This is a genomic window from Pseudomonas sp. OG7 (assembly GCF_014192825.1).
GTDB lineage: Bacteria > Pseudomonadota > Gammaproteobacteria > Pseudomonadales > Pseudomonadaceae > Aquipseudomonas > Aquipseudomonas monteilii.
Map to the genome: position 1 here is coordinate 64,132 of NZ_JACHYK010000009.1, position 25,609 is coordinate 89,740.

Annotated in this window: 21 protein-coding genes; 7 read left to right on the forward strand and 14 right to left on the reverse strand. The window is 63.0% G+C overall.

Annotated elements, in window-relative coordinates; genetic code table 11:
* Window positions 1-10 precede the first annotated feature (10 nt).
* The 4 genes from FHW75_RS21300 to FHW75_RS21315 all read left to right on the forward strand — a co-directional run bounded on the left by FHW75_RS21300 (window position 11) and on the right by FHW75_RS21315 (window position 6,224).
* On the forward strand, window positions 11-1,687 hold the full coding sequence (locus tag FHW75_RS21300; protein ID WP_027610178.1) for an aryl-sulfate sulfotransferase: 1,677 nt from the start codon (window positions 11-13) through the stop codon (window positions 1,685-1,687).
* 236 nt (window positions 1,688-1,923) lie between these two features.
* Complete coding sequence (gabD, locus tag FHW75_RS21305; RefSeq protein ID WP_015268576.1) at window positions 1,924-3,366, forward strand: NADP-dependent succinate-semialdehyde dehydrogenase; 1,443 nt, start codon at window positions 1,924-1,926, stop codon at window positions 3,364-3,366.
* A 182-nt stretch (window positions 3,367-3,548) separates the two neighbouring features.
* A complete protein-coding gene (gabT, locus tag FHW75_RS21310) occupies window positions 3,549-4,826 on the forward strand; it encodes a 4-aminobutyrate--2-oxoglutarate transaminase (protein WP_019096490.1) in 1,278 nt (425 codons plus the stop codon).
* 138 nt (window positions 4,827-4,964) lie between these two features.
* Window positions 4,965-6,224 (forward strand): response regulator, encoded by a 1,260-nt coding sequence (locus FHW75_RS21315; protein ID WP_161751551.1) that lies wholly within the window; start codon window positions 4,965-4,967, stop codon window positions 6,222-6,224.
* Between the two features lie 30 nt (window positions 6,225-6,254).
* On the opposite strand, the gene FHW75_RS21320 is transcribed toward FHW75_RS21315, so the two are convergent.
* Together FHW75_RS21320 and desA are read right to left on the reverse strand one after the other, a co-directional pair.
* The gene (locus FHW75_RS21320; RefSeq protein ID WP_016714437.1) at window positions 6,255-7,283 is read right to left on the reverse strand and encodes a sensor domain-containing diguanylate cyclase; all 1,029 of its coding nucleotides are present in this window, start codon (window positions 7,281-7,283) and stop codon (window positions 6,255-6,257) included.
* 98 nt (window positions 7,284-7,381) lie between these two features.
* Complete coding sequence (gene desA / locus FHW75_RS21325; RefSeq protein WP_019096488.1) at window positions 7,382-8,566, reverse strand: delta-9 fatty acid desaturase DesA; 1,185 nt, start codon at window positions 8,564-8,566, stop codon at window positions 7,382-7,384.
* Between the two features lie 146 nt (window positions 8,567-8,712).
* Here desA and dibA point away from each other — a divergent pair, with 146 nt between their 5' ends.
* Window positions 8,713-10,608 carry a phosphodiesterase DibA gene (gene dibA / locus FHW75_RS21330; protein ID WP_025754087.1) on the forward strand — a complete coding sequence of 632 codons (1,896 nt, stop codon included), beginning with the start codon at window positions 8,713-8,715 and terminating at the stop codon, window positions 10,606-10,608.
* Window positions 10,609-10,639: 31 nt separating this feature from the next.
* On the opposite strand, the gene FHW75_RS21335 is transcribed toward dibA, so the two are convergent.
* The 9 genes from FHW75_RS21335 to tcyJ all read right to left on the reverse strand — a co-directional run bounded on the left by FHW75_RS21335 (window position 10,640) and on the right by tcyJ (window position 19,556).
* A complete protein-coding gene (locus FHW75_RS21335; RefSeq protein WP_008096606.1) occupies window positions 10,640-11,284 on the reverse strand; it encodes a methionine ABC transporter permease in 645 nt (214 codons plus the stop codon).
* Window positions 11,274-12,383: a methionine ABC transporter ATP-binding protein gene (locus tag FHW75_RS21340; RefSeq protein ID WP_019096486.1), complete on the reverse strand. Its 1,110-nt coding sequence runs from the start codon at window positions 12,381-12,383 to the stop codon at window positions 11,274-11,276. Before FHW75_RS21340 ends, FHW75_RS21335 begins: the two co-directional genes overlap by 11 nt.
* Before the next feature lies 1 nt (window position 12,384).
* A complete protein-coding gene (locus FHW75_RS21345; protein ID WP_019096485.1) occupies window positions 12,385-13,185 on the reverse strand; it encodes a MetQ/NlpA family ABC transporter substrate-binding protein in 801 nt (266 codons plus the stop codon).
* Complete coding sequence (locus FHW75_RS21350) at window positions 13,178-14,569, reverse strand: LLM class flavin-dependent oxidoreductase (RefSeq protein ID WP_019096484.1); 1,392 nt, start codon at window positions 14,567-14,569, stop codon at window positions 13,178-13,180. The genes FHW75_RS21345 and FHW75_RS21350 overlap by 8 nt, the downstream gene beginning before the upstream one ends.
* The gene (locus FHW75_RS21355) at window positions 14,569-15,750 is read right to left on the reverse strand and encodes an SfnB family sulfur acquisition oxidoreductase (protein ID WP_183674506.1); all 1,182 of its coding nucleotides are present in this window, start codon (window positions 15,748-15,750) and stop codon (window positions 14,569-14,571) included. Before FHW75_RS21355 ends, FHW75_RS21350 begins: the two co-directional genes overlap by 1 nt.
* 79 nt (window positions 15,751-15,829) lie before the next feature.
* Window positions 15,830-17,071 carry an SfnB family sulfur acquisition oxidoreductase gene (locus FHW75_RS21360; RefSeq protein WP_019096909.1) on the reverse strand — a complete coding sequence of 414 codons (1,242 nt, stop codon included), beginning with the start codon at window positions 17,069-17,071 and terminating at the stop codon, window positions 15,830-15,832.
* Window positions 17,072-17,335: 264 nt separating this feature from the next.
* Window positions 17,336-18,094, reverse strand: coding sequence for an L-cystine ABC transporter ATP-binding protein TcyN (tcyN, locus tag FHW75_RS21365; protein ID WP_019096908.1), 759 nt, complete (start codon window positions 18,092-18,094; stop codon window positions 17,336-17,338).
* A gap of 2 nt (window positions 18,095-18,096) precedes the next feature.
* Window positions 18,097-18,765 (reverse strand): cystine ABC transporter permease, encoded by a 669-nt coding sequence (gene tcyL / locus FHW75_RS21370; protein ID WP_016714445.1) that lies wholly within the window; start codon window positions 18,763-18,765, stop codon window positions 18,097-18,099.
* On the reverse strand, window positions 18,762-19,556 hold the full coding sequence (gene tcyJ / locus FHW75_RS21375) for a cystine ABC transporter substrate-binding protein (RefSeq protein WP_019096907.1): 795 nt from the start codon (window positions 19,554-19,556) through the stop codon (window positions 18,762-18,764). The genes tcyL and tcyJ overlap by 4 nt, the downstream gene beginning before the upstream one ends.
* A 308-nt stretch (window positions 19,557-19,864) precedes the next feature.
* On the opposite strand from tcyJ, the gene epsC reads away from it, so the two are divergent.
* Both epsC and betT read left to right on the forward strand, forming a co-directional pair.
* Complete coding sequence (gene epsC / locus FHW75_RS21380) at window positions 19,865-20,797, forward strand: serine O-acetyltransferase EpsC (RefSeq protein WP_016714447.1); 933 nt, start codon at window positions 19,865-19,867, stop codon at window positions 20,795-20,797.
* 271 nt (window positions 20,798-21,068) lie between these two features.
* Entirely contained in the window at window positions 21,069-23,030 is a 1,962-nt protein-coding gene (betT, locus tag FHW75_RS21385; RefSeq protein WP_162998291.1) for a choline transporter BetT, read from the forward strand.
* Window positions 23,031-23,101: 71 nt separating this feature from the next.
* Here betT and tauD read toward each other — a convergent pair whose 3' ends face one another.
* From tauD to tauB, 3 genes are read right to left on the reverse strand one after another with little or no spacing between them, the layout of a single operon-like run.
* A complete protein-coding gene (gene tauD, locus FHW75_RS21390; RefSeq protein ID WP_025754082.1) occupies window positions 23,102-23,935 on the reverse strand; it encodes a taurine dioxygenase in 834 nt (277 codons plus the stop codon).
* 48 nt (window positions 23,936-23,983) lie between these two features.
* A complete protein-coding gene (tauC, locus tag FHW75_RS21395; RefSeq protein ID WP_016714450.1) occupies window positions 23,984-24,823 on the reverse strand; it encodes a taurine ABC transporter permease TauC in 840 nt (279 codons plus the stop codon).
* Window positions 24,820-25,608, reverse strand: a complete 789-nt coding sequence (gene tauB, locus FHW75_RS21400; protein WP_019096905.1) for a taurine ABC transporter ATP-binding subunit — start codon at window positions 25,606-25,608, stop codon at window positions 24,820-24,822. The genes tauC and tauB overlap by 4 nt, the downstream gene beginning before the upstream one ends.
* Between the last annotated feature and the right edge of the window lies 1 nt (window position 25,609).

Sequence of the window (25,609 nt, forward strand, 5' to 3'; positions counted from 1 at the left end):
GAGCTTTGCCATGAATGCCAAGACTGAAACCCCTGCATTGCCTGAGGGCGCCTGCCTGACCGCGAAAGTGCCGGAACGCGACGAAACGCTGCTCGGTGACGTGGTGGTCAACCCCTACCGGCTGGCACCGCTGACCGCGATTATCCGCGACGGTGGGCGCAGCCTGAGTGACGCGCATGTGCGCGTGCTGGGGCGCGGCGAGCGCGGGGTGGACATCGTCTATGACGTGTCTGATCGCTCATTGTGGACCTACGGCGGCATCCCGGTGTTTGGCCTGTACCCGGACCACGTCAACCAGGTGGAAGTGACCTACAAGCTGGACGGCGAGCGCATTCGCCAGCAGTACCAGATCTACGCCCCGGCCGTGCGCCTGCCGGTGGTGGCGAAGCAGACCGCCGCGTTGCCGGAAGTGGAGCCGATCAAGGTGGCGTCGGGTTTCGAAAAGCGCCTTTACCTCTTCAACCACTTGCAGGGTGACATCCCGGGTGGCCGTGCCTTCAAGTGGAACGCCCTGGGCGGTGCGGCGGAGTGGGACCAGGTGGGCAACAACTGGATCGCCGACAGCAACGGCGATGTGCGCTGGTATCTGGACATCGAGCAGATCCACGATTCCAACCGCCGCGATGGCCTGGGCGGCACCATGGGTTTCCAGCAGACCCGCGATGGCAAGCTGATCTGGGGCCAGGGCCAGACCTATTCCAAGTACGACCTGCTGGGGCGGCGTATCTGGCAGCGCACGCTGCCCGACAAGTTCGCCGATTTCTCCCATGAAATCCGCGAGACCACCAACGGTACTTACCTGCTGCGGGTGGGTACCAGCGACTATCGCCGCCCGGACGGTAAGCGCGTACGTTCGATCCGTGACCACATCATCGAGGTTAACGAGGCCGGGGATGTGCTGGACTTCTGGGACCTCAACCAGATCCTCGATCCGTATCGAGGCGACTTGCTGGAAACCTTGGGCAAGGCCGCCATTCAGTTGCCGGAAGGGGTGCAGAAGCAAGACGAGCGGCTGGCAAATGAACTGGCCGAAGGTGATTTGCCCTTTGGTGACACCCCCGGCGTGGGCACCGGGCGCAACTGGGCGCACGTCAATGCCATCGACTACGACGCCGATGACGACAGCATCATCGTTTCAGCACGGCACCAGGGCGTGGCGAAGATCGGCCGCGACAAGCAGGTGAAATGGATCCTTGCCTCGCCCCAAGGCTGGCCGCGGCATCTGCGTGAGAAGGTACTGAAACCGGTCGAAAGCGAAGGTTTCGACTGGTCGTGGACCCAGCACACGGCCTGGCTGACCGGCAAGGGTACGCTGACCGTGTTCGACAACGGCTGGGGCCGTGACTTTGCACCGACCAAGCTGAGCGGCAACTACAGCCGGGCAGTGGAATACCGCATCGACGAGACCAAGGGCACGGTCGAGCAGGTGTGGGAGTACGGCAAGGAGCGCGGTGACGAGTGGTACAGCCCGGTCACTTCGGTGGTGGCTTACCGGCCGGAGACCGATACCCAGTTCATCTACTCGGCATCGGTAAACTTCCTGACGCCGGACAAGTTGACCACGACCGTGCTCAACGAAGTGCGGCGTGGGACCCAGGAGGTGCTGGTGGAGTTGAAGGTGCACAGCCGTCAGCCGGGCAGTGTCGGCTACCGGGCACTGGTGATCGACCTGGCCAAGGCCTTCTGATTCATCCCTGCCGGGAGGGCCGTCGGTCCTCCCTTCACATTTTCTTCAGCGCGTTGGTCTACCCTGTACCGGCCATTTTGCGGGCAATTTCGGATAGGGTGTTCAACCATTCGTTCTTTTTTTCGAACAGCCTATTGTCCAACACCCCAGCAGCCGCTTAGCATTCGTTTGAGATTTCAAACGCTCGATGCCCTGCCTTGGGCGCTTTTCAACAATCAACAATTCGGGAAGCCGACATGCAGCTCAAAGACGCTCAGTTGTTCCGCCAGCAAGCCTACATCAATGGTGAGTGGCTGGATGCGGACAACGGCCAGACCATCAAGGTGACCAACCCGGCCACCGGTGAAGTCATCGGTACCGTGCCGAAGATGGGCACCGCGGAAACCCGCCGCGCCATCGAAGCCGCCGACAAGGCCCTGCCGGCCTGGCGTGCCCTGACCGCCAAAGAGCGTTCGGCCAAGCTGCGTCGCTGGTTCGAACTGATGATCGAGAACCAGGACGACCTGGCTCGCCTGATGACCACCGAACAAGGCAAGCCACTGGCCGAAGCCAAGGGCGAAATCGCCTACGCCGCCTCGTTCATCGAGTGGTTTGCCGAAGAAGCCAAGCGCGTCTACGGTGACACCATCCCTGGCCACCAGCCAGACAAGCGTCTGATCGTCATCAAGCAGCCAATCGGCGTTACCGCGGCCATCACCCCGTGGAACTTCCCGGCCGCCATGATCACCCGTAAAGCCGGCCCGGCCCTGGCCGCTGGCTGCACCATGGTGCTCAAGCCTGCCTCGCAAACCCCATACTCGGCACTGGCTCTGGTCGAGCTGGCGCACCGTGCCGGTATCCCGGCTGGCGTGCTGAGCGTCGTCACCGGTAGCGCTGGCGAAGTGGGTGGCGAGCTGACCGGTAACTCCCTGGTACGCAAGCTGTCCTTCACCGGCTCGACCGAAATCGGTCGCCAGCTGATGGAAGAATGCGCCAAGGACATCAAGAAGGTTTCCCTGGAGCTGGGTGGCAACGCCCCGTTCATCGTGTTCGACGACGCCGACCTGGACAAGGCGGTCGAGGGCGCGATCATTTCCAAGTACCGTAACAACGGCCAGACCTGCGTCTGCGCCAACCGTATCTACGTGCAGGACGGCGTCTACGACGCGTTCGCCCAGAAGCTGGCCGCCGCTGTCGCCAAGCTGAAGATCGGTAACGGCCTGGAAGAAGGCACCACCACTGGCCCGCTGATCGACGGTAAAGCTGTCGCCAAGGTTCAGGAGCACATCGAAGACGCCGTTGGCAAAGGCGCCAAGGTGCTGTCCGGTGGCAAGATCATCGAAGGCAACTTCTTCGAGCCGACCATCCTGGTTGACGTACCGAAGACCGCTGCCGTCGCCAAGGAAGAGACCTTCGGCCCACTGGCGCCGCTGTTCCGCTTCAAAGACGAAGCCGAAGTCATCGCCATGTCCAACGACACCGAGTTCGGCCTGGCTTCGTACTTCTACGCCCGCGACATGAGCCGTGTGTTCCGTGTTGCCGAAGCCCTGGAATACGGCATGGTGGGTATCAACACCGGCCTGATCTCCAACGAAGTCGCGCCATTCGGCGGCATCAAGGCTTCGGGCCTGGGCCGCGAAGGTTCCAAGTACGGTATCGAGGACTACCTCGAAATCAAATACCTGTGCATCAGCGTCTGATAGCACGGTAAAGGCTTTACCTCTGCCAGCGGGGCGCGAGAGCGACGTCTCGCTGGCCTTTTTTACATCGCAGTACCTGGTGGCCAGGGCGTTTGCGGCAGTCGATCAACGAATACTGTTCGCGAGCACTCCCAGCCACCCCCGAATAAAAGCGCCATTCCTGTCGGCGCAATGAGGGCATTATGAGCAAGACCAACGAATCCTTGATGCAACGTCGTGTAGCTGCCGTCCCACGTGGCGTCGGTCAAATTCACCCGATCTTCGTCGACACCGCGAAGAACTCGACCGTGATCGACGTTGAAGGCCGCGAACTGATCGACTTCGCCGGCGGCATCGCAGTACTGAACACCGGCCACCTGCACCCGAAAGTGGTTGCAGCCGTGCAAGATCAGCTGACCAAAGTCAGCCACACCTGCTTCCAGGTGCTGGCCTACGAACCCTACGTAGAGCTGTGCGAAAAGATCAACAAGCTGGTACCAGGCGACTTCGACAAGAAGACCCTGCTGGTCACCACCGGCTCCGAAGCCGTTGAAAACGCCGTAAAAATCGCCCGTGCTGCCACTGGCCGCGCTGGTGTCATCGCCTTCACCGGCGGCTACCACGGCCGTACCATGATGACCCTGGGCCTGACCGGCAAGGTCGTGCCGTACTCCGCTGGCATGGGCCTGATGCCAGGCGGCATCTTCCGCGCCCTGTTCCCGAGCGAACTGCACGGTATCAGCGTTGACGACGCCATCGCCTCGGTCGAGCGCATCTTCAAGAACGATGCCGAGCCACGCGACATCGCCGCGATCATCCTCGAGCCAGTACAAGGCGAAGGCGGCTTCCTGCCAGCGCCGAAAGAGCTGATGAAGCGCCTGCGCGAACTGTGCGACAAGCACGGTATCCTGCTGATCGCCGACGAAGTACAGACCGGCGCTGGCCGTACTGGTACCTTCTTCGCCATGGAACAGATGGGCGTTGCGCCTGACCTGACCACCTTCGCCAAGTCCATCGCTGGCGGCTTCCCGCTGGCCGGTGTGTGCGGCAAGGCCGAGTACATGGACGCCATCGCGCCAGGCGGCCTGGGCGGCACCTACGCCGGTTCGCCGATCGCTTGCGCCGCGGCCCTGGCCGTGATCGAAGTGTTCGAAGAAGAGAAACTGCTGGACCGCAGCAAGGCTGTGGGTGAGCGCCTGACCACTGGCCTGCGCGAAATCCAGAAGAAGTTCCCGATCATCGGCGACGTCCGTGGTCTGGGCTCGATGATTGCTGTCGAAGTCTTCGAGAAAGGCACTCACACCCCGGACGCTGCTGCTGTTGGCCAGGTTGTTGCCAAGGCACGCGACAAGGGTCTGATCCTGCTGTCCTGCGGCACCTACGGCAACGTCCTGCGTATCCTGGTACCGCTGACTGCTGAAGACGCCCTGCTGGACAAAGGCCTGGCCATCATCGAAGAGTGCTTCGCTGAACTCGCTTGATGTGACGCGCTTCAGAAAAAACCCGCCTCGGCGGGTTTTTTTTGTGCCCAGAAAAGCCCTGGGGCGCTATCGTTAGCGGAGGATTTGCTTTGGAAGCTGCGACGGACTGTGTGTCAGGCTAATCAGGAGCTGTTGGCGATGAGCGCTGCAAACCCCACCGCACCACACGTACTGATTGTCGAGGGTGATCCCTGGGTACGTGACATGCTCAGCGAGATGCTGCTCAGCGTGCGTTGTGATGCCCGGCTGCAGGTATGCGCCGACGGCTCGCAGGCACTCAACCTGTTGGCCAACAAGCCTGACCTGATCATCGCCGCCCGCGAGCTGGCCGGTGTCGACGGCCTGGACCTGCTGCGCAAGGTCCGCGCCAAAGGGCCGGGCTTGCCGTTCATCCTCATGAGCAACCGCAGCGACAGCGCCAGTGTGCGCGAGGTGTTGCCTCTGCACCCCACCGCCTACCTGAGCAAACCACTGAACCTGGACAACCTGCGCAAGCGCCTGGAAGAGCTGCTGGTGGCCGTTGGCGAAGAAATCGCCTGCCCGGTGCCGGCCTTGCAGGCTGGCGCTAGCCTTCCCGCTTACCTTGAGCAGCGCCGTGCTACCGCCGATGGTGGGCCGCTGTTGGCCGATGTGCAGGTGGCGATCAAGCGAGCGCTCAACCCCCAGGGCCTGAACCTGAAGGTGCTCGAAGAGGAAGTGCGTAACGACCCTCAGGTTACCGCCGTGTTGATTGCCGCCGCCAACAGCGCCGCGCTGCACCGTGACGCCCCGGTACAAACGTTGCTGCAGGCCTTGAACAAGCTTGGCAGTACCCAGAGCATGAACCTGATCCTGGGCATGACCCTCAAGCGCAGCGCACGCCTCAGCGACCCGTTGCTGGCGGAACATGCCGCCCGTTACTGGGACCTGTCGCTGCACACTGCCGAATATGGCCGTACCTTGGCGCGCATGCTCGAACTGGACGAAGGGCGTTGCTATTGCGCGGGTTTGCTGCATTGCCTGGGTGACTTGGCGGTGTTGCGCTGCCTACAGGAGTGGCGCCTGGCCGGCGGCGAGCTGGACGAGGACTCGGTGCAGCTGTCGCTTGACGAATTTGGTGCGGCGTTCGGCTCGGCGCTGCGTACCCGCTGGCGCTTGCCGTTGACGCTGCGGGAGTTGATCGCGGCCATTTACCAGCTTGGCGGTGGTGTCTATTCGCGGGAGATTCTGGCCATGAACCTGGCTGGGCAGTTGTCACGGCTGCCGGCCGAGCAGGGGATGGAGAAGGTGGCCAGTGGCAAGACCGCGCGGTTGCTCAAGCTGGGTTTGCCGGAGTTGAGCCGCCTGCGCAAAGTGGAGAATCCGGATGTGAAGCCACAGGAAGAGCCGCCTTTGGCTGAGGCGGAAGTTTCCAGCTGAGGACTAGGGGCCGCAAAGCGCCCCCAAAGGCTAGCCGCAGACGATCTGGTTCTTGCCCTGCCGTTTGGCCTGGTACATTGCCGCATCGGCCCGGGCATACAGGCTATCCAGCGTCACATCTTCATCCGTTAGCGCAGTTAGCCCCTGGCTCACTGTCACCCCGTACACCTGCTCTTCATGGCTAAAGCTCAAACGCTGAATCGCCCGCTGCAAGCGTTCGGCAATCTGTTCTGCCGCCTGGGCATTGCAACCCGGGAACACCGCCGCGAATTCCTCACCACCAATACGCCCGAACAGGTCGCCACGGCGTAGCACGGCCTTGCCGCTGTCGGCGATGCGTTGTAGCACCTGATCGCCTTCCTGGTGACCGTAGCTGTCGTTGATGCGCTTGAAATCATCGATATCGAGCAGCAAAAAGGCCAACGGTGTGCCGTCTTCGCGGGCGCTGTCAAAGGCTCGCTGGGCGCACTCGAAGAAGTGCCGACGGTTACTGCTTTGAGTCAGCACGTCGGTGGTGGCCAGGCGTTGCAACTCGCCTTCAAGCTGCTTCTTTTCAGTGATGTCTTCGGCGATGCCGACAATGATCACCCGGTCGCCGTCGTGCTGCTGGTTGATGTAGCACTTGTCACTTAGCCAGCGCAGTTGACCGTCGGCATTGAGAATGCGGTATTCGCGGTCTTCCACCGAACCTTTGAGCAGCACCTGGGCCAGGCTGCGCTCGGCGTACTCCAGGTCGTCGGGGTAGATGCTGTCGCGCCATTCGTTGTAGTCGGCCAGCACCAGGCTGACCGGGCGGCCGAAGATTCGCTCGTAGGCGGGGCTTACGTACAGCACCTGGCGGGTTTCCCAGTCGAAGGCCCAGAGCACCGCATTGACACTGTCGAGCAGTGAACTGAACAGTTGCTCGCGTTCGCTCAGGCGGGCGACTTCGCCTTGGGCGTGGAGCAAGGCCAGCAGGGTCTGGGCGGCTTCAGGAGGCGGAGTGCCGGGCAGGATCGTGGGGATGTTCTTGGCCATGTGCACGAATCGGGTCTCGACTTGAAAGCGTGCGGCCAGCATCCTGCCCGCCACGCGGGCGATGTGCGATTTTGAGTGGTGGCGAGGGGGCGAAGTTCCGAACGGCATGCCCCGAAAGGGGGCATGCCGACTAACGGCGGTCAGGCGCCGGAGGGGCGTAGGGAATAGGTTTTCAGCTGCGCTGCGAAGTCGCGCAGGGCATGAATGCCGCTGGTTTCGGCTTCGTGTACCCAGTCCTTCATGGCCGCTAGCATGTCGTGCCCGTTGGCGCTGGTGCGCGCCCAGATCTGCTGCAGGGCCAGGCGTTTTTCGTAAATGGTCTTCAGCGCCTGGCTGTGCGCAAGCATGGACTCGATGCGCATGTGGTGGCGGTCTTCCAGCAGGCTGGTTTCACGCGACAGCAGGCGCTTGGCGCGGCGGAAGTGGTGACTTACCGACGCGTCTACCCGGGCCAGCTCCTGCTTGACCAGCGGGCCGATCACCAGCTTGCGGTACTGCGCCATGATCTGGAAGCGGTTGTTGAGGATGGCCATGGCGGTGTCCATGTCCAGGCTGGCCTTGCCCGCCACCCGGTGAGCGATCGGCGCCACACGCTGCACCTTGGCCAGGCGCAACAGGCAGAACAGGCGTATCCAGGCCCAGCCCATGTCGAACTCCCAGCGCTTGACCGACAGCTTGGCCGAGTTGGGGTAGGTGTGGTGGTTGTTGTGCAGTTCTTCACCCCCAATGACGATGCCCCATGGCACCAGGTTGGTGGCAGCGTCGCGGCATTCGAAGTTGCGATAGCCCAGTGCGTGGCCCAGGCCGTTGACCACGCCGGCCGCCCAGAACGGAATCCACATCATCTGCACGGCCCAGATGGTGATACCGATGGTGCCGAACAGCAGCAGGTCGATGACGGCCATCAGTGCAATGCCGCCCAGCTTGTAGCGCGAATAGAGGTTGCGCTCGATCCAGTCCTCCGGGCAGTTCTTGCCATAAATGCGCAGGGTTTCGGGGTTGCGCGCCTCTTCCCGGTACAGCTCGGCGCCCTTGCGCAATACCGTGCTCAGGCCTTTGTGAACAGGGCTGTGCGGGTCGTCGGGGGTTTCGCATTTGGCGTGGTGTTTGCGATGGACGGCGGTCCACTCGCGTGTGTTCTGCGCCGTGGTCAGCCACAGCCAGAAGCGGAAGAAGTGCTTGAGCGCGCCGTTGAGCTCCAGGGCCCGGTGCGCGGAGTAGCGATGCAGGTAGACCGTGACGCTGACAATGGTCACATGGGTCATCAACAGAGTGATGCCGACCAGTTGCCAGGCCGACAAGTCGAGCAGGCCGTTGTACCACATAGGTGTAAAAACCCTCGGAATGCAGGAGGAGGGGCTGATTATCCCTCGGGAGGGAAATAAAACCAGTCACCCGTTCAGATAGGAGGTCACGACATGTTTCAGCCTTTATACTGCCCCATTATTTCTGATGGGCTATCCCACCCGACATGTCTGTTTCCGTTCGCGACGCCTTGCGCATGGCTGCGCTGTATGTGGTGCTCTCGATCCTCTGGCTGGTGCTGGCCGAGGTGGTGCTGCACGGCATGACTGACGATCCCCTTGCATTGACCGTGGGGCGGCAGATCAACGTGGTGCTGTGGGTGCTGTTCAGTGCCTTGCTGATTTACGTGTCGCGGGTGCGCCTGCTGAACTTCATCGGCCGTGGTGCCCGCTTGCGTTGTGAAGACCGGGAACGGCTGCGCATGGCGGCTGCGGTGTTCGACAGCACACTCGAAGGGGTGCTGGTCACGGACCGCCACGGCCTGATCGTGCACGTCAACCGCGCGTTCATGCGCATCACAGGCTACCAACAGGATGAGGTCATCGGGCAGCGCCCGAACAAGTTCAAATCAGGCCGCCATGGGTTGCCGTTCTACGAGCAGATCTTCGCCACGCTGGCCGATAAGGGCGAATGGAGCGGGGAAATCTGGAACCGGCGCAAAAGCGGCGAAATCTACCCGCAATGGCAGACCATTCGCGCCATTCGCGGCGACGATGGTGAACTGAGCCATTACGTGGCGGTATTCAGTGACATCAGCGCAATCAAGCATTCGGAGCAGGAACTGGCCTACCTGGCCCACCACGACCCGTTGACCGGCCTGCCCAACCGCCTGCTGTTCACCGACCGCGTCGAGCAGGCCTTGGCGGCGGCCCAGGCCAACAAGCGCGGTTGTGCCCTGTTGCTGCTGGACCTGGACCACTTTCAGAGCATCAACGATGGCCTGGGCCACACCATCGGTGACCAGTTGCTGAAGCTGGTGGGCGAGCGCCTGGGGGAGGTACTGGGTGCAGGCGTGACCTTGGCGCGCCTGGGTGGCGACGAATTTGGCGTGCTGGCGGAGAACTGCCAGCAGGTCGGCCAGGCGGGCAAGCTGGCGCAGTGCATCATCGAGCGTATGCGCGAGCCGTTCCAGTTCGATGGCCATCGCCTGTTCATCAGTGTCAGTGCGGGCATCAGCCTGTTCCCCAGCGATGCGTTGAGTGCCGAACAACTGCTGCGCAATGCCGATTCGGCGCTGTTCAAAGCCAAGAGCAACGGGCGGGCGTGCTATGCGCTGTATACCGAAGAGCTGACCGCCCATGCCCAGCACCGGGTAGAGACCGCCGGTGATCTGCGCCGGGCCCTGGAGCAGGATGAGCTGCGGGTGTACTTCCAGCCGGTACATGACCTGGCTTCAGGCCGACAAGTCGGGGTCGAAGCGCTGGTGCGCTGGCAGCACCCCCAGCGCGGCCTGGTGCCGCCGGGCGAGTTCATCCCGATTGCCGAGCGCACGGGGCTGATTGCCGAGATCGACACCTGGGTGCTGCGCCAGGCCTGCCGACAAATGGTGCAGTGGCAGGCTGAAGGCCGGCAGCTGGCGTTCGTGGCGGTAAACATCTCCAGCCGCCTGTTTGGCCAGCACGAGTTGTACCGGCAAGTGGCCGAAGTGCTGCACGAGACGGGCCTGGCCCCGGCCATGCTGGAGCTCGAAGTAACCGAAAGCGCGGTGATGGAAGACCCGGAAGTGGCACTGGAGCAGTTGCACCGGTTGCGTGAGCTGGGGGTGACCTTGGCCATCGATGACTTTGGCACCGGGTATTCGTCGCTGCTGCGGCTCAAGCGTTTGCCGGTGCAGAAGCTGAAAATCGACCAGGGCTTCGTGGCCGGTTTGCCGCACGATGAAGACGACATCGCGATCGTGCGGGTGATCATCGCCCTGGCCCACAGCATGGGTATGCAGGTGCATGCCGAGGGCATCGAGCTGGCAGAGCAGGCCAGCTTCTTGCTGCAAGAGCAGTGTCAGCTGGGGCAGGGCTACTGGTTCGGGCGGCCGGTACCGGCTGGGGATCTTCGCTGGGATTGAGATTGCCGGGGCCGCAAGGCGGCCCCGGCATTCAACGCTTGTTCAAACCCTTCGCCAAGCGGTCCCCGCCCAGCTGGATCAACGCCACCAACGCCACCAGCATGGCGATCACGGTCAGCATGATCTGGCTGTCGAAACGCTGGTAGCCATACCGGTAGGCAATATCCCCCAACCCCCCCGCACCAATCGCGCCGGCCATGGCCGAAGAGTTGATCAGGGTTACCAGGGTAATGGTGAAGCCGCCGACAATGCCGGGCAGCGCCTCAGGCAAGAGCACATGCCAGACGATGTGCCAGCGTCGGCAGCCCATGGCCTGCGCAGCTTCCACCAGGCCATGATCCACTTCGCGCAGGCTGACCTCGGCAATCCGCGCGAAGAACGGGGTGGCGGCAATGGTCAGCGGCACCACCGCCGCCCATACGCCGTAAGTGGTGCCTACCACCAGGCGGGTGAAGGGAATCAGCGCGACCATCAGGATCAGGAACGGGATCGAGCGGAACAGGTTGACGAAGGCGCCCAACACGCGATTTAGCAGCGGTGCTTCGAAGATGCCACCTTTGTCGCTGGTGACCAGCAGCACCGCCATCGGTACCCCTACCAGCAGGGCGATCAGTGACGATACGCCGACCATCAACAGGGTATCGAGCAAACCTTCCAGCAGGCGATCAAACCACATGGCCCAGTACCTCCACGTCCTCGGCCCAGCGGCGGGCGCGCTCCAGTAATTGATGAGTGTCATGCGGCGAGTGCCGCACCGACAGGATCAGCTGGCCCAAGACATGTTCGCCAATGGTCTCCACGCCGCCCTGCAGCAAGCGCACACGCCCACCCAGTTCGTTGAACAGGGCAGACAGTTCAGGTTCGCCCAGCACCGTCAGTTTCAACACCACGGCACTGTCGCGGCTCGCCGGGCTGGCTTGCAGGCTGGCTTGCAGCGCGGCAGGCAGCCTGGCCTGCAGTGGTGCAAGCAAGGTGCGGGTGACCTCGTGGCGAGGCGAACCGAACACCCGCCAGACCTCGCCCTGTTCGACCACTTCGCCACGCTCGAGCACCACCACCCGGTGGCAGATATCGCGGATCACGGCCATTTCGTGGGTGATCAGCACGATGGTCAGCCCCAGGCGCTGGTTGATGTCGCGCAGCAGCTCAAGGATCGAGGCCGTGGTTTCCGGGTCCAGCGCGGAGGTGGCCTCGTCGCACAGCAGAATCTCGGGGTCGTGTACCAGCGCCCGGGCAATACCGACGCGCTGCTTTTGCCCGCCGGACAGCTGCGCCGGGTAGACGTGGTGTTTTTCCTGCAGGCCAACCAGCTCCAGCAGTTCACGCACCTTGCGCTGGCGCTCGGCCTTGGCCACACCGGCCACTTTCAACGGCAGCTCGACGTTCTGCCACACGGTTTTGGCCGACATCAGGTTGAAGTGCTGGAAGATCATGCCGATGCGCCGACGCAGCGCCACCAGGTGGTCTTCGTCGAAGGGGGCGATGTCCACCTGATCGATCAGCACCCGGCCCTGGCTGGGTTGCTCCAGCCGGTTGATGGTGCGCAGCAGCGATGACTTGCCGGCCCCGCTGCGGCCGATGATGCCGAAGATCTCGCCATGACGGATGTTCAGGTCGATGCCTTGCAAGGCCGGTTGTGCCTGGCCAGGGTAGGTCTTGCCCAGGCCGATGAAGCGCACATGGGCTTCATTGACCTCCGGGCGCAGGGCCTGTTCCTTGACCGTTGGCGGCAATGGTTGGGGGGTAGGCGCCCTGAGCGCGCTGGCCTGGCTCATGTCAGCCTTCCCAGCCGGCCTGGTAGAGCTTGCCGTGGGCTTTGTCGAGCGCTGCACGCACGGCTGGCGAGTGCTGGTAGATGTCGACGAACTTGGCCAGGCGCGGGTCGTCCTTGCTCTGTGGGCGAATGACGAACTGGATCACGTATTCCTTGTTCTCCAGGCCGTCGAACAGCAGCGCAGAGCCTGCGTCGAAGCTGTTGGCCAGGCGGATGTAGGCCGGGTACCCCTGCACCAGGTCGGCGTCATCGTAAGCGCGGACCAGCTGAACTGCCTCGACCTGAAGGATTTTCAGTTTTTTCGGGTTGGCGACGATGTCGTCCTCGGTGGCCTTGTAGCCAACGCCCGGCTTGAGGGTAATCAGCCCGGCCTTGGCCAGCAGTTGCAGGCCACGGCCGCTGTTGATCGGGTCGTTGGCAATGGCCACGCTGGCGCCTTCAGGCAGCTCGGCAAAGCTTTTGTACTTTTTCGAGTACAGGCCAACGTTGTTGATGATGCCCGGTGCATAAGGCACCAGGTTGAAGCCAGCAGCTGCCTTGGCGTTTTCCAGGAACGGGATGTGCTGGAAGTAGTTCACGTCGATGTCGCCGCTGTTGAGGCTGACGTTGGGTGCGATCCAGTCGCTGAACTCGATCAGCTTCACTTCCAGGCCTTGTTTGTGCGCTTCTTCCACGGCGGCTTCCAGCGGTATCGCAAAGGCCGAGGTGGTGCCGATCTTCAGTGGGTCGGCTGCCAGGGCGTGGGCGGACAGGCCAAGGGTGAGGGCAATGGCCGCGACGGGCCGGAACAGTTTCTCAAGCATGGTGCGGGACTCCAGTCGGGGCAGGGGAAGGGACAAAACGATAGGCCGAACCAGGGTGATCGGCGGGCAAGTGCGGGTGGTCGGACTGGAACAGCTTCTCGCGCAGGGTGCCTTCGGCGTAGGCCGTCTTGTAGCGGCCACGCCGCTGCAGTTGCGGGATGACCAGGTCGATGAAGTCTTCGAAGCTTTCCGGGGTGACGGTACGGGTCAGGTTGAAACCGTCCAGGCCGGTTTCATCAATCCATGCGATCAACTGATCGGCCACCTGTTCGGGTGCGCCGACCAAGGTTACGTAGCGGCCACCGAGGGCGTGCTGCTCAAGCAGACGGCGGCGGGTCCAGGCGTTGTCTTGTAACTGGCGCGTGGCGGACTGAATGGCGTTGCCCTGGCTGAAGCCGATTGGCTCATCCAGTTCATAGGCCGCAAAGTCTATGCCGGTGGATGCAGCGAAGTGCGCGACGCCGGCTTCAGGGCTTGCATGGCGCAAGTACTCGGCATGCTTGGCCTGGGCCTCTTGCTCGGTGGCTGCGACGATTACCGTGATCCCCATGAACACCTTGATTGCCTGCGGGTCGCGGCCGGCCGCTTGCGCAGCGGCGCGTACCTTGTCGACCTGGGCGCGTGTGGCCGCTTTGTCCTGGCCACTGATGAACACGCATTCGGCGTGGCTGCCGGCAAAGGCCAGGCCGCGCTGCGAGCTGCCGGCCTGGAACAGCACCGGCGTGCGCTGTGGCGAGGGTTCGCTCAGGTGATAGCCCTCGACGTTGTAGAACTCGCCGTGGTGGCTGACTTTGCGCACCTTGTCGGGCTGGGCGTACACGCGCTGCTGGCGGTCGGCGACCACCGCATCGTCGGCCCAGCTGCCTTCCAGCAGCTTGTACAGCACCTGCAGGTATTCGTCGGCCTGGTCGTAGCGGCGGTCATGCTCCGGTTGTTGCGCCAGGCCCATGGCCCGGGCGGCGCTGTCGAGGTAGCCGGTGACGATGTTCCAGCCCACCCGGCCATTGCTCAGGTGGTCGAGGGTGGACAGGCGGCGGGCGAACAGGTACGGCGCCTCGTAGGTGAGGTTGGCGGTAAGGCCGAAACCCAGGTGGCGGGTAACTGCTGCCATGGCCGAGACTAGCAGCAGCGGGTCGTTGACCGGCAGCTGGATCGACTCCTTGAGGGTGACGTCCAGCGACTGGCCGTAGATGTCGTAGGTACCCACGATGTCGGCAATGAACAGCCCATCGAACAGGCCGCGTTCCAGCAGGCGTGCCAGGTTGGTCCAGTAGTCCAGGGTCTTGTACTGGGTCGAGGTGTCCCGTGGGTGGGTCCACAGGCCGTGGTTGATGTGCCCGATGCAGTTCATGTTGAAGGCATTGAGCAGGAGCTGCTTGGCCATCAGATAGTCCCCCGGCGTGGCGGGTTGGCATCGTTGAGGTAGTAGTTGCCGATGGCGTGGTACTTCCAGCGCACCGGGTCGTGCAGGGTGTGCACGCGAGCGTTGCGCCAGTGTCGGTCGAGGTTGTGTTCGGACAGGGTGGCCTGGCTGCCGCCCAGTTCGAACAGGGCGGTACCGGCGGCAAGGGAAATCTCGGTGCTGATGGCCCGTGCTTCGGCCACGGCGATGGAGGCGGCGGCCACATTGTCGGCGGTGCTGTCGTCGCGGGCGCGGTCGAGGTATTCACCGGCGCGTTCCAGCAGGGCCTCGGCGGCGTGCAGGCGGATGGCCAGGTGGCCGAAGCTTTTGAGTGTCAGCGGGTCATCGGTGGCCTTGTCCAGCCCGGAATCGACCCACGGGCGGCTGCGGGTACGCACGAAGTGCAGGGCATCTTCATAAGCGGCGCGGGCGATGCCGGTGTCGATGGCGGCATGAAGGATCTGCGCCAGCGGGCCGACCGGAGTAGGGCGCTCGAAGGCGCTCTGGAACGGCACGACGTCGGCAGCGCTGACGTACACGTTGTCGAACACCACCGAGCCACTGCCGGTAGTGCGTTGGCCGAAACCGCTCCAGTCGTCGATCACTTGCAGGCCCTGGCTGTCGGCCGGGACGAAGGCCAGTTGCTGTACGCCTTGGTCATCAACGACCGAAGTCGGGATGCGCTGGGCATAAATGGCGCCAGTCGAATAGAACTTGCGGCCGTTTATGCGGAAACCGTCACCATCACGGCTCAGGCGAGTGGTGCGCTCGTTGGCGGTCTTGGTGCCCAGCTCGGCCAGGGCGTTGCCGAAACGCCTGCCGGCCAGTACTTCGGCGTACAGGCGTTGCTGCTGCTCGGGTGTACCGTTTACCCGTAGTACTTCCAGGCCGTAGAAGTGGTTTTGCGGGATTTGCCCGAGCGAGCCGTCGGCCTGGGCGATACGGGCGATGACCTTGGCCAGGGTGACGTTGGCCACGCCAGCGCCGCCGAAGGCCTTGGGTACGCTGATCGCCCACAGGCCGGAGCGGGTGAACAGCTCCAGTTCGGCGTGTGGCAGGCGGCGTTCGCGGTCGCGCAGGGCGCTGTCGCGGCGCAGTTGCTGGGCGATGTCTTCGGCGACTGCCAGGGCTTCGGTGTCGCTGGTGATGATATTTGTAGTCATGGTGTTCTCCGGGGGCCGCTGCGCAGCCCTTCGCGGGCTCGCCCGCGAAGGGCTGCGCAGCGGCCCCAAAGGCAGCAAATCAGATCCAGGAATGCCGCGCAGGCAGGGTGCCGTTGAGGTGGTACGCGCCCACCGCGTGGTACTTCCAGCGCACCGGGTCATGCAGGGTATGCACCCGGGCATTGCGCCAGTGGCGGTCGAGGTTGAATTCGGCAAGGGTGGCGCGGCTGCCGGCCAGCTCGAACAGCTTTTCGCTAGCCTGTAGGGCAATCTCGGTGGTCAGCACCTTGGCCTCTGCCACGGCAATCGAGGCTCGCGCCGCACTGGCTGCGTCGATTGGCGCGGCATTGACCTCGTCCAGTACCCGCGCAGCCTTGCTCAGCAGGGCTTCGGCGGCGTGTAGCTCAAGCTTCAGGCGGCCGATGTCGGCGATTACATACGGGTCGTCGCTGGCGCGGTCCACGTTGGCTTCGATCCACGGGCGAGACTTTTCGCGCACGAAGGTGATCGCATCATCAATCGCTGCTTCAGCGATGCCGGCATCAATTGCCGCCTGGATCAGCTGTGACGCCGCACCCTGGATGTTAGGGATCTCACGCTGGCGCCAGTTGTCGATCACCAGCTCCACGTCGACCGGCACCTGGTCGAGCAGCACGGTGCCGCTGGCGGTGGTACGTTGGCCAAACCCGGACCAGTCATCGACGATGCGCAACCCCGGGCTGCCGCGGCGCACGAACGCCAGGCGCTGGCGGCCCTCGTCGTCCAGTGCCTTGACGGCCACCCAGTGGGCGAACAGGGCGCCGGTGGAATAGAACTTCTCGCCGCTGATGCGATAGCTGTCGCCAGCGCGAGTGATCCGGGCCTTGAGGGTGAGGGTGTCTTTGGTGCCGCGTTCGGGGCCGGCATTGCCGATGCGCCAACCGTCGAGCACGCTGCGGAAGATCAGCGCCTGTTGCGCCTCGGTGGCTGTCAGGCGAATCAGTTGCAGCATGCCGAACTGGTTCTGCGGGATCTGCCCCAGAGCCGGGTCGGCGGCGCTGATCACGCGGAACACTTCGGCAACGGTTTCGAACGACACGTCGGGGCCGCCGTGGGCCTTGGGTACGCTGATGCTGCCCAGGCCGCTGCGGGTGAACAGTTCGATCTCGGCCCAAGGCAGTTTGCGTTGCTGGTCGCGGCGTGCGGCCTGCTCGCGGGCGACCTCAGCCAGTTCGCGGGCCGCTTGCAAGGCTTCGGCGTCGTTGCGCAGAACTTTGGCCGGCAGCAGCAAGGGCGAGCTGTCGAGATCGCTGTGGAATTGGGTGTTTGGCTGGCTGGACATCAGTACCGCTCCTTGGCTGCACTCAATGCCCTGGCGTTACGCACTGGGGTGATTGTGATCCTGACCATTCCTGACCTCACAAAAAAGTTGTGCCGCTACAGCTGATCGCGACAGATATGTGCTGGTCCGGTGGTCCGGTTTATATACCCTAATGCTTTATAAAAAGTTTATGAACTAACTCTTTGGAATATGTATAGAAGGAGGGATTTACAGCGGATGTGCCGGCCCTTTCGCGGGTAAACCCGCGAAGAGGCCGTAACAGGTTTACTCGGAGGCGGCAGTACCCAGGAACTTGCGCAAGAACTGCCGGGTACGCTCTTCCTTTGGCGCCGCAAACAGTGCCTTGGCTTCCCCCTGCTCCACGATCACGCCCTTGTCGAAGAAGATCACCCGGTTCGCCACATCCCGGGCAAAGCTCATTTCGTGCGTAACGATGATCATGGTGCGCTTCTCCTCGGCCAGGCCGCGGATGGTCGCCAGCACTTCACCCACCAGCTCCGGGTCCAGTGCCGAGGTGGGTTCGTCGAACAGGATCACCTCCGGCTCCATGGCCAGGGCACGGGCGATCGCCACTCGTTGCTGCTGGCCCCCGGACAGGCGCCGGGGGTAGGCGTCTTCCTTGCCTGCCAGGCCAACCTTGGCCAGCAGGCGCCGACCCAGCTCGATGGCTTGCTCGCGGGGCGTCTTCTTGACGATCACCGGCCCCTCGATCACGTTCTCCAGCGCGGTGCGGTGCGGGAACAGGTTGAAGTTCTGGAACACGAACCCGGCTTGCTGGCGCAATCGGCGAATCGCACTTTGCTGCCCGCCCAAGGGGCGGTTGGCATCGATGCTGATAGCGCCGATCTTGATCTGCCCGGCGTCGGGCGTCTCCAGCAGGTTGAGGCAGCGCAGGAAGGTGGTCTTGCCCGAGCCACTGGGGCCAATGATGGCCACCACTTCGCCGGGCTGTACGGTCAGGTCGATACCGTTGAGCACGGTCTGGCCCTTGAACCGCTTGGTCAGGCCTTTGACTTCAATCATGCTCAGTGCTCCTGGTCATGCTGGTTGACCCGCGCTTCCATGCGGTTCTGGAAGTGCGCAAGGATGCTGCACAGCACCCAGTAGATGACCGCGACCGCCACGTACATGGTGAACACTTCGAAGGTGCGTGCGGTAATCAGCTGCGCCTGGCGGAACAGTTCGGGCACCTGGATGGTGGCCGCCAGGGCGGTGTCCTTGACCAGCGAAATGAAGCTGTTGCCCAAGGGGGGCAGGGCAGTGCGCAAGGCTTGCGGCAGGATCGCCCGGCGCATGGCCTGAACGCGGGTCATGCCGATGCTGGCGGCCGCTTCCCACTGGCCGCGGTCGATCGAGGAGATTGCTGCGCGCAGGATTTCGCAGATGTAGGCCGCCATGTTCAACGACAGGCCGATCAGCGAGGCGGGGATGGGGTCGAGTTCGATGCCGATCTGCGGCATGCCGAAATAGATCACGAACAGCTGCACCAGCAGCGGCGTGCCGCGAAAGAACGACACGTAGATCCGCGCCAGCCAGTTCAGCGGCAAGATCTTCGACAGACGCATCAGCGCCAGGGCAAAGCCCAGCACCAGGCCGAAGAACATGCCGCCAACGCTGAGCAGCACCGTATAACCCGCGCCCTTCAGCAGGAAGGGCGTGGAGTCGACAACGAGTTGCAGGCTTTCAGCGATCATTTGGTGACATCAGCACCGAAGTATTTCTCGGACAGCTTGGCCAGCGTGCCGTCAGCCTTGAGCTTGTCGATGGCCTTGTTGATGGCATCGAGCAGCTCTGGCTCGCCCTTGCGCAGGGCTACGCCACTTTCCAGGCGGGAGAACGCATCGCCGGCCAGCTCCGTATCCTTGGCTTTTTGCGCGTATTCCAGTGCGGCCAGGCGGTCGATCAGGATGGCGTCGATGCGACCGTTACGCAGGTCGGCGAACTTGCTCGGGTCGTCTTCATAGGTGCGCACATCGGCTTGCGGCACGTCTTGTTTCACCCACTGTTCGTAGTTGGTGCCCAGGCCCACGCCCACTTTCTTGCCGGCCAGGTCGGCGGCCTTGTGGATGTTCAACTGCTCGGCCTTCTTCTTCAGGATCAGCGCCTGGATGCCGGAGATGGTGTAGGGCTCGGAGAAGTCGTACTTCTTCTTGCGCTCTTCGGAAATGGTCACCTGGTTGATGACTACGTCCAGGCGCTTGGACTCCAGCGCAGCGAGGATGCCGTCCCATTTGGTCGGCTGGACCTTGGCCTTGACCCCCAGCTCCTTGGCCAGCAACTCGGACAGTTCCACTTCGAAGCCGGTCAGCTTGCCGTTTTCGTCCTGGAAGCTGAACGGTGGGTAGGTGCCTTCCAGGCCGACGTTGATCACGCCTTTTTCCTGGATGGTCTTCAGCTGCTCGCCCGCGAAGGCCTGGCTGAGCAGGCCGGCACCCAGCAGAACAGCCAGGGTAGCGTTGAGTAGCGGTTTGGCGAATTTCGACATGTCAGAGCCCCGCGCTTGTTGTGTAAGTAGTGAGGTGGCGACTATAGGGTTGGCTGCTTAGGCCAGGAAATACTAAAAAATTATTTTGTTATTTCCATTTTGATTTGTGCCAGGAGCTGGCTGCTTTGAGGGTAGGCGAGGATGCCGGTGCCGTCATCGCGGCTTATGCCTGACTTAGCGCAGGATGGAATAAAGCGTTGTTTTTTCCAAGGGGCTGATTTGCCGTAGAGTGGATCGCATGTAGGCAGGCCCGGCCTCTTCGCGGGCCTGGCGACACCATTAGATGGCCTATACGGCAGGAGAAAACCGTGAGCGAACAACCTTCATCCGCGCACTGGCAGTTGCAGAGCATCGTCAGTGGCCTGCGCGGCGCCCGTGAGCAATGGCGCACCCGTAATGGCCGCAGCATTGGCGAGCAGGGCGGGCGCGAGTTGCCGTCGCGCGAGGCGATGCGGCAGATTCTGGAGCAACTGTGCGGCGCGCTGTTCCCCATGCGCCTGGGCCCAGTCGATTTGCGCGAAGAAAGCGAAGACTTCTATGTCGGCCATACCCTGGATGCCGCGCTGACCGCCTTGCTTGCCCAGGCTCGCCTTGAACTGCGCTATGCGGCACGGCAAAGCAAGGCTGAGCTGGCTGGCGTCGACGCCCATGCGCTGAGCCTGATCCAGGGTTTCGCAGCTGCGCTACCGGAGCTGCGCGTACTGCTCGACACCGACGTGCTGGCCGCCTACCACGGCGACCCGGCAGCGCGTAGCGTGGATGAAGTGCTGCTGTGCTACCCGGGTATCCTGGCGATCATCCACCACCGCCTGGCGCACCACCTGTACCAGGCCGGCTTGCCGCTGTTGGCGCGGATCAGCTCGGAGCTGGCGCATTCGGCCACCGGTATCGACATTCACCCTGGTGCGCAGATTGGCCCGAGCTTCTTCATCGACCACGGGACCGGTGTGGTGATTGGCGAAACCGCGATCATCGGCGAGCGCGTGCGCATCTACCAGGCCGTGACCCTGGGCGCCAAGCGCTTCCCGAGCGATGAGTCGGGAACCCTGCACAAAGGCCTGCCACGGCACCCGATTGTCGAGGACGATGTGGTGATCTATGCCGGGGCCACGGTGCTGGGGCGCATTACCATCGGCAAAGGTTCGACCATTGGCGGCAATGTGTGGCTGACCCGCAGTGTGCCGGCTGAAAGCAACATTACCCAGGCCAACCTGCAGCTGGATTGCCAGGACAAGAATTGATCTGGCATTTGTATTGGTTGTTCCGGCCTCTTCGCGGGCAAGCCCGCGAAGAGGCCGGAACAGGAAGGCACCAATCAGCACTCCAATTCGCAATGAAATCCGATCCATGTTTAACTTGAACGCTTGTTCAATGAAAAAACGCTGGTCCGCTGCCGGTGTTCAACAGGAGGATTCCTTTGCTGAACCCGTTCATTCCGAACCTTACGTCATTTGACGAGGTGCACGCCCGATGAGTGCACCGACCCCGTCCATTGCCAATGGCAAAATCCGCATGAACCCTCCGGTGTTCTACTTTGCGGCAAGTTTCATCCTCGTTTTTGGCCTGGTAGTCATTTCCAACCCGCAAGCGGCAGGTGACTGGTTGCTGGCAGCGCAGAACTGGGCGGCCAATACGGTCGGCTGGTACTACATGCTGGCCATGACGCTGTACCTGGTCTTCGTGGTGGTCACCGCCTTGTCCGGCTACGGCAAGATCAAGCTCGGTGCCGACCACGACGAACCCGAGTTCAGTTACCTGTCGTGGGCCGGCATGCTGTTTGCCGCCGGTATCAGCATCACGTTGTTCTTCTTCTGTGTTTCCGAACCTCTCACCCACATGCTGCAGCCGCCCCAGGGCGAAGCGGGCACGGCAGAGGCCGGGCGCCAGGCGATGCAGATTCTGTTCCTGCACTGGGGCCTGCATGGCTGGGGGGTGTTCGCCTTCGTCGGCATGGCCCTGGCCTATTTCGCCTACCGGCACAACCTGCCGCTGGCGTTGCGTTCGGCGCTGTACCCGCTGATCGGAAAGCGCATCAACGGGCCGATCGGCTACGCAGTGGATGGCTTCGGCATCATCGCCACGGTGTTCGGCCTGGGGGCCGACATGGGCTTTGGCGTGCTGCACCTGAACGCTGGCCTGGACTACCTGTTCGGCATCAGCCACAGCCAGTGGGTGCAGGTTATCCTCATCACCCTGATGATGGGCGCGGCGGTAGCCGTGGCCGTTGCCGGGGTGGAGAAGGGCGTGCGGGTGATGAGCGACATCAACCTGTTCCTGGCCTGCGCACTGCTGCTGTTCGTGCTGTTCGCCGGGCCGACCCAGCACCTGTTCAACACATTGATCCAGAACCTGGGTGACTACCTGGGCGCCTTGCCGCGCAAGAGCTTCGATGTGTATGCCTACGGTGAAAACCGTGACTGGCTGGGCGGCTGGACAGTGTTTTACTGGGCCTGGTGGATTGCCTGGGCACCGTTCGTGGGCCTGTTCATCGCCCGTATCTCCCGTGGCCGTACCATCCGCGAGTTCGTCTTTGGCGTGCTGCTGATTCCGTTGGGGTTCACCCTGGCGTGGATGTCGATCTTCGGCAACAGCGCGCTGGACCAGGTGATCAACCATGGCATGACCGCACTGGGCCAGTCGGCACTGGATGACCCGTCGATGAGCCTGTACCTGCTGCTGGAGACCTACCCCTGGAGCAAGGCGGTGATCGCCACCACGGTGTTCATCAGCTTCGTGTTCTTCGTCACGTCGGCCGACTCGGGCACCGTGGTGCTGTCGACCTTGTCGGCCAAGGGGGGCGAAGCCGATGAGGACGGGCCGAACTGGCTGCGCATCTTCTGGGGCGCGATGACCGCGCTGATCACCAGTGCGCTGTTGTTCGCGGGCAGCATCGACTCGCTGAAGTCGGCGGTGGTGCTGACCTCGCTGCCGTTCTCGCTGATTCTTTTGTGCATGATGTGGGGGCTGCACAAGGCGTTCTACCTGGAGTCGCAACGGCAGATCGCGCAGATGCACTCGCTGGCCCCGTTCGCCCAGTCACGTCGCGGTCGTGGTGGCTGGCGCCAGCGCCTGAGCCAGGCCGTGCATTTCCCGTCGCGTGATGAGGTGTACCGCTTCATGGACGACGTAGTGCGCCCGGCGATTGCCGAGGTCCGTGAAGTGTTCGAGCAGAAGGGCCTGGTGCTGATTACCCAGGATGACCCGAGCCACGACAACGTCAGCCTGAAGATTGGCCATGGCGAGGAGCAGCCGTTCATTTACCAGGTGCAGATGCGTGGGTATTTCACACCGTCGTTCGCCTTGGGTGGGCTGGGTACGCAGGAGTTGAAGAACCGCCGTTATTACCGGGCGGAGGTTCACCTGAGCGAAGGCAGCCAGAACTATGACCTGGTGGGCTACAGCAAGGAGCAGATCATCAACGACATTCTGGACCAGTACGAACGGCACATGCAGTACCTGCATCTGGTCCGCTAGGTTGTCGTTGGTTTCACCGGCCTCTTCGCGGGACAAGCCCGCGAAGAGGCCGGTACAGGTCACATCAAAGTTCAGAACGGCGCATCCCCCAGGATGGTCGCCCGGTGCATCACCCGCCGGTTCGGCCGGTAGTCATCCACCGCAAAATGCTGGGTCACGCGGTTGTCCCAGAACGCCACGTCATTCTCCTGCCAACGCCAGCGAATGCTGAACTCCGGCCGCGTCGCATGGGCGAACAGCAGCTTCAACAGCGCCTCGCTTTCCAGCTCGCTCAGCTCATTGATACGCGTGGTGAACCCTTCATTGACGAACAGCGCCTTGCGCCCGCTAACCGGGTGAGTGCGCACCACCGGGTGTGACAGCGGCGGGTTGTTGCGCCGGGTTGCTTCCCAGCGCGCCAGGTCTTCCGGCGTGGTGCCAAAGCGCTCCAGCGGAAACGACTTGGTGAAGTCGTGGGTGGCGGTCAGCCCATCGAGCATTGCACGCAGCGGCGCCGACAAGGCTTCGAAAGCGGCAATCCCGCTGGCCCACAGCGTATCGCCACCGTAAGCGGGCAATTGCTTGGCGCTGAGCACCGCGCCCAGTGCCGGGGTCGGCAAGAACGTCACGTCGGTGTGCCACACGGCGTTGTCGCGCACATCGGTCACTGCCGTGTCGAGCACCAGCACCTGCGGGGTTTCGGGCACGTTGGGATAGATCGGGTGAATGTGCAGGTCACCGAAGCGGGCTGCAAAGCGCGCTTGCTGTTCCGGGTTGATCGGCTGGTCGCGGAAGAACAGCACCTGATGCTGCAGCAGCGCCTGTTCGATGGCGTCGCGCTCTTCTGCGGTGATATCGCGGCTGATGTCTACGCCGCTGATCTGCGCACCCAGCGCCGGGCTGAGAGGTGTAACGGTCAGGCTCATGTCTTTTCTCGTTCTAGGCGCCGGGTTGCCGGCGTGGTCAATCGGCAATCAGTGGCTCTGCCCGTGCCAGGGCACCAGTTTGCGTTGCAGGGCACGCAGGCCCATTTCCAGGGCGAAGGCGATCAGGGCGATCAGCAGGATGCCCAACACCACCACATCGGTGACCAAAAACTGCGCCGCCGACTGCACCATGAAGCCCAGGCCGCTGGTGGCAGCAATCAGTTCGGCGGCCACCAAGGTCGACCAGCCGACCCCCAGGCCGATGCGGATGCCGGTAAGGATGTCGGGCAGCGCACTGGGCAGGATCACATGGCGGATCAGCTGGGCCTTGGTGGCGCCCAGCGACTGCGCCGCACGCAGCTTGGCCGGGTCGACCGTGCGCACGCCGGTGGCGGTGGCGATGGCGATGGGGGCGAAGATCGCCAGGTAAATCAGCAGCACCTTCGACAGCTCGCCGATGCCGCACCAGATGACGATCAGCGGCAGGTATGCAAGCGGCGGTATCGGCCGGTAGAACTCGATCAGCGGGTCGAGGATGCCACGGGCCACGCGGTTGTAGCCGATGGCGATGCCCACCGGGATCGCGGTCAGGGTCGCTGCAACCAGCGCCAGGCCAATGCGGCCCAGGCTTGCGCCCAGGTGCTGCCACAGGCTGGCGTCCATGTAGCCTTGGGTCAGCAGGGTCCAGGCCTTGGCCAGGATGTCGCCGGGCGAAGGCAGGAACAGCGGCTCGATCCAGCCAGCGGCGGTCACCAGCCACCAGACCAGCAGCAGGCTGGTCAGGGTCAGGGTACTGATCCAGCGGGTAGAGCGTTGGCGGCGTGCTGTTGCAACAGGCCGGGTTTGGGTGTCGTGCTTGCCGGCAACCGGCAGGTCCAGGCTGCTCATGCGCGCTCCTGCAGGCTTTGGCGTTGGGAGAACACCCGCGCCAGCACATGCTCGCGGGTTTCGATGAAGCGTGGGTCGGATTTGATTGCCCGGGCCGATTCGCCAGCGGCATAGCGCTGGCCGAAGTCCAGTTGCAGGCGCTCCACTACGCGGCCCGGGTTGGGTGCCAGTAGCACCAGCTCGCTGGCGAGGAACACCGCTTCTTCAATGTCGTGGGTAATCAGGAAAACCGGTTTGGCGGTGCGTTGCCAGACCTGCAGCAGCAGTTCCTGCATTTGTTCGCGGGTGAAGGCGTCGAGGGCGCCGAACGGTTCATCCATCAACAACACCCGTGGGTCGGCCGCCAGTGCGCGGGCCAGGCCTACGCGCTGCTTCTGGCCACCGGACAATTGCCAGATGCGCCGCTCGCCAAAGCCATCCAGGTCGACGAGTGCGAGCATTTCACGGGCCTTGGCTTCACGCTGGGCGCGGGGCACGCCAGCCAGTTCGAGGCCGAAGGCGACATTGCCCAGCACGTTCTGCCATGGCAGCAGGGCGTCGTCCTGGAACACTACGCCGCGCTCTGCACCCGGGCCTTGTACCGGTACGCCATCGAGGGTGATTCGCCCGCCACTGGGGGCGACGAAGCCGGCGATCAGGTTGAGCAGGGAGGTCTTGCCGCTGCCGGACGGCCCCAGGGCCACCAGCAGCTGGCGCGGGCCCAGGCTCAGGTTGATGTCGGCCAGCACCGGGGTGCTGGCGCCAGGGTACTGTGCGCTGATGCGCTCCAGTTCAAGCAAGGCCATG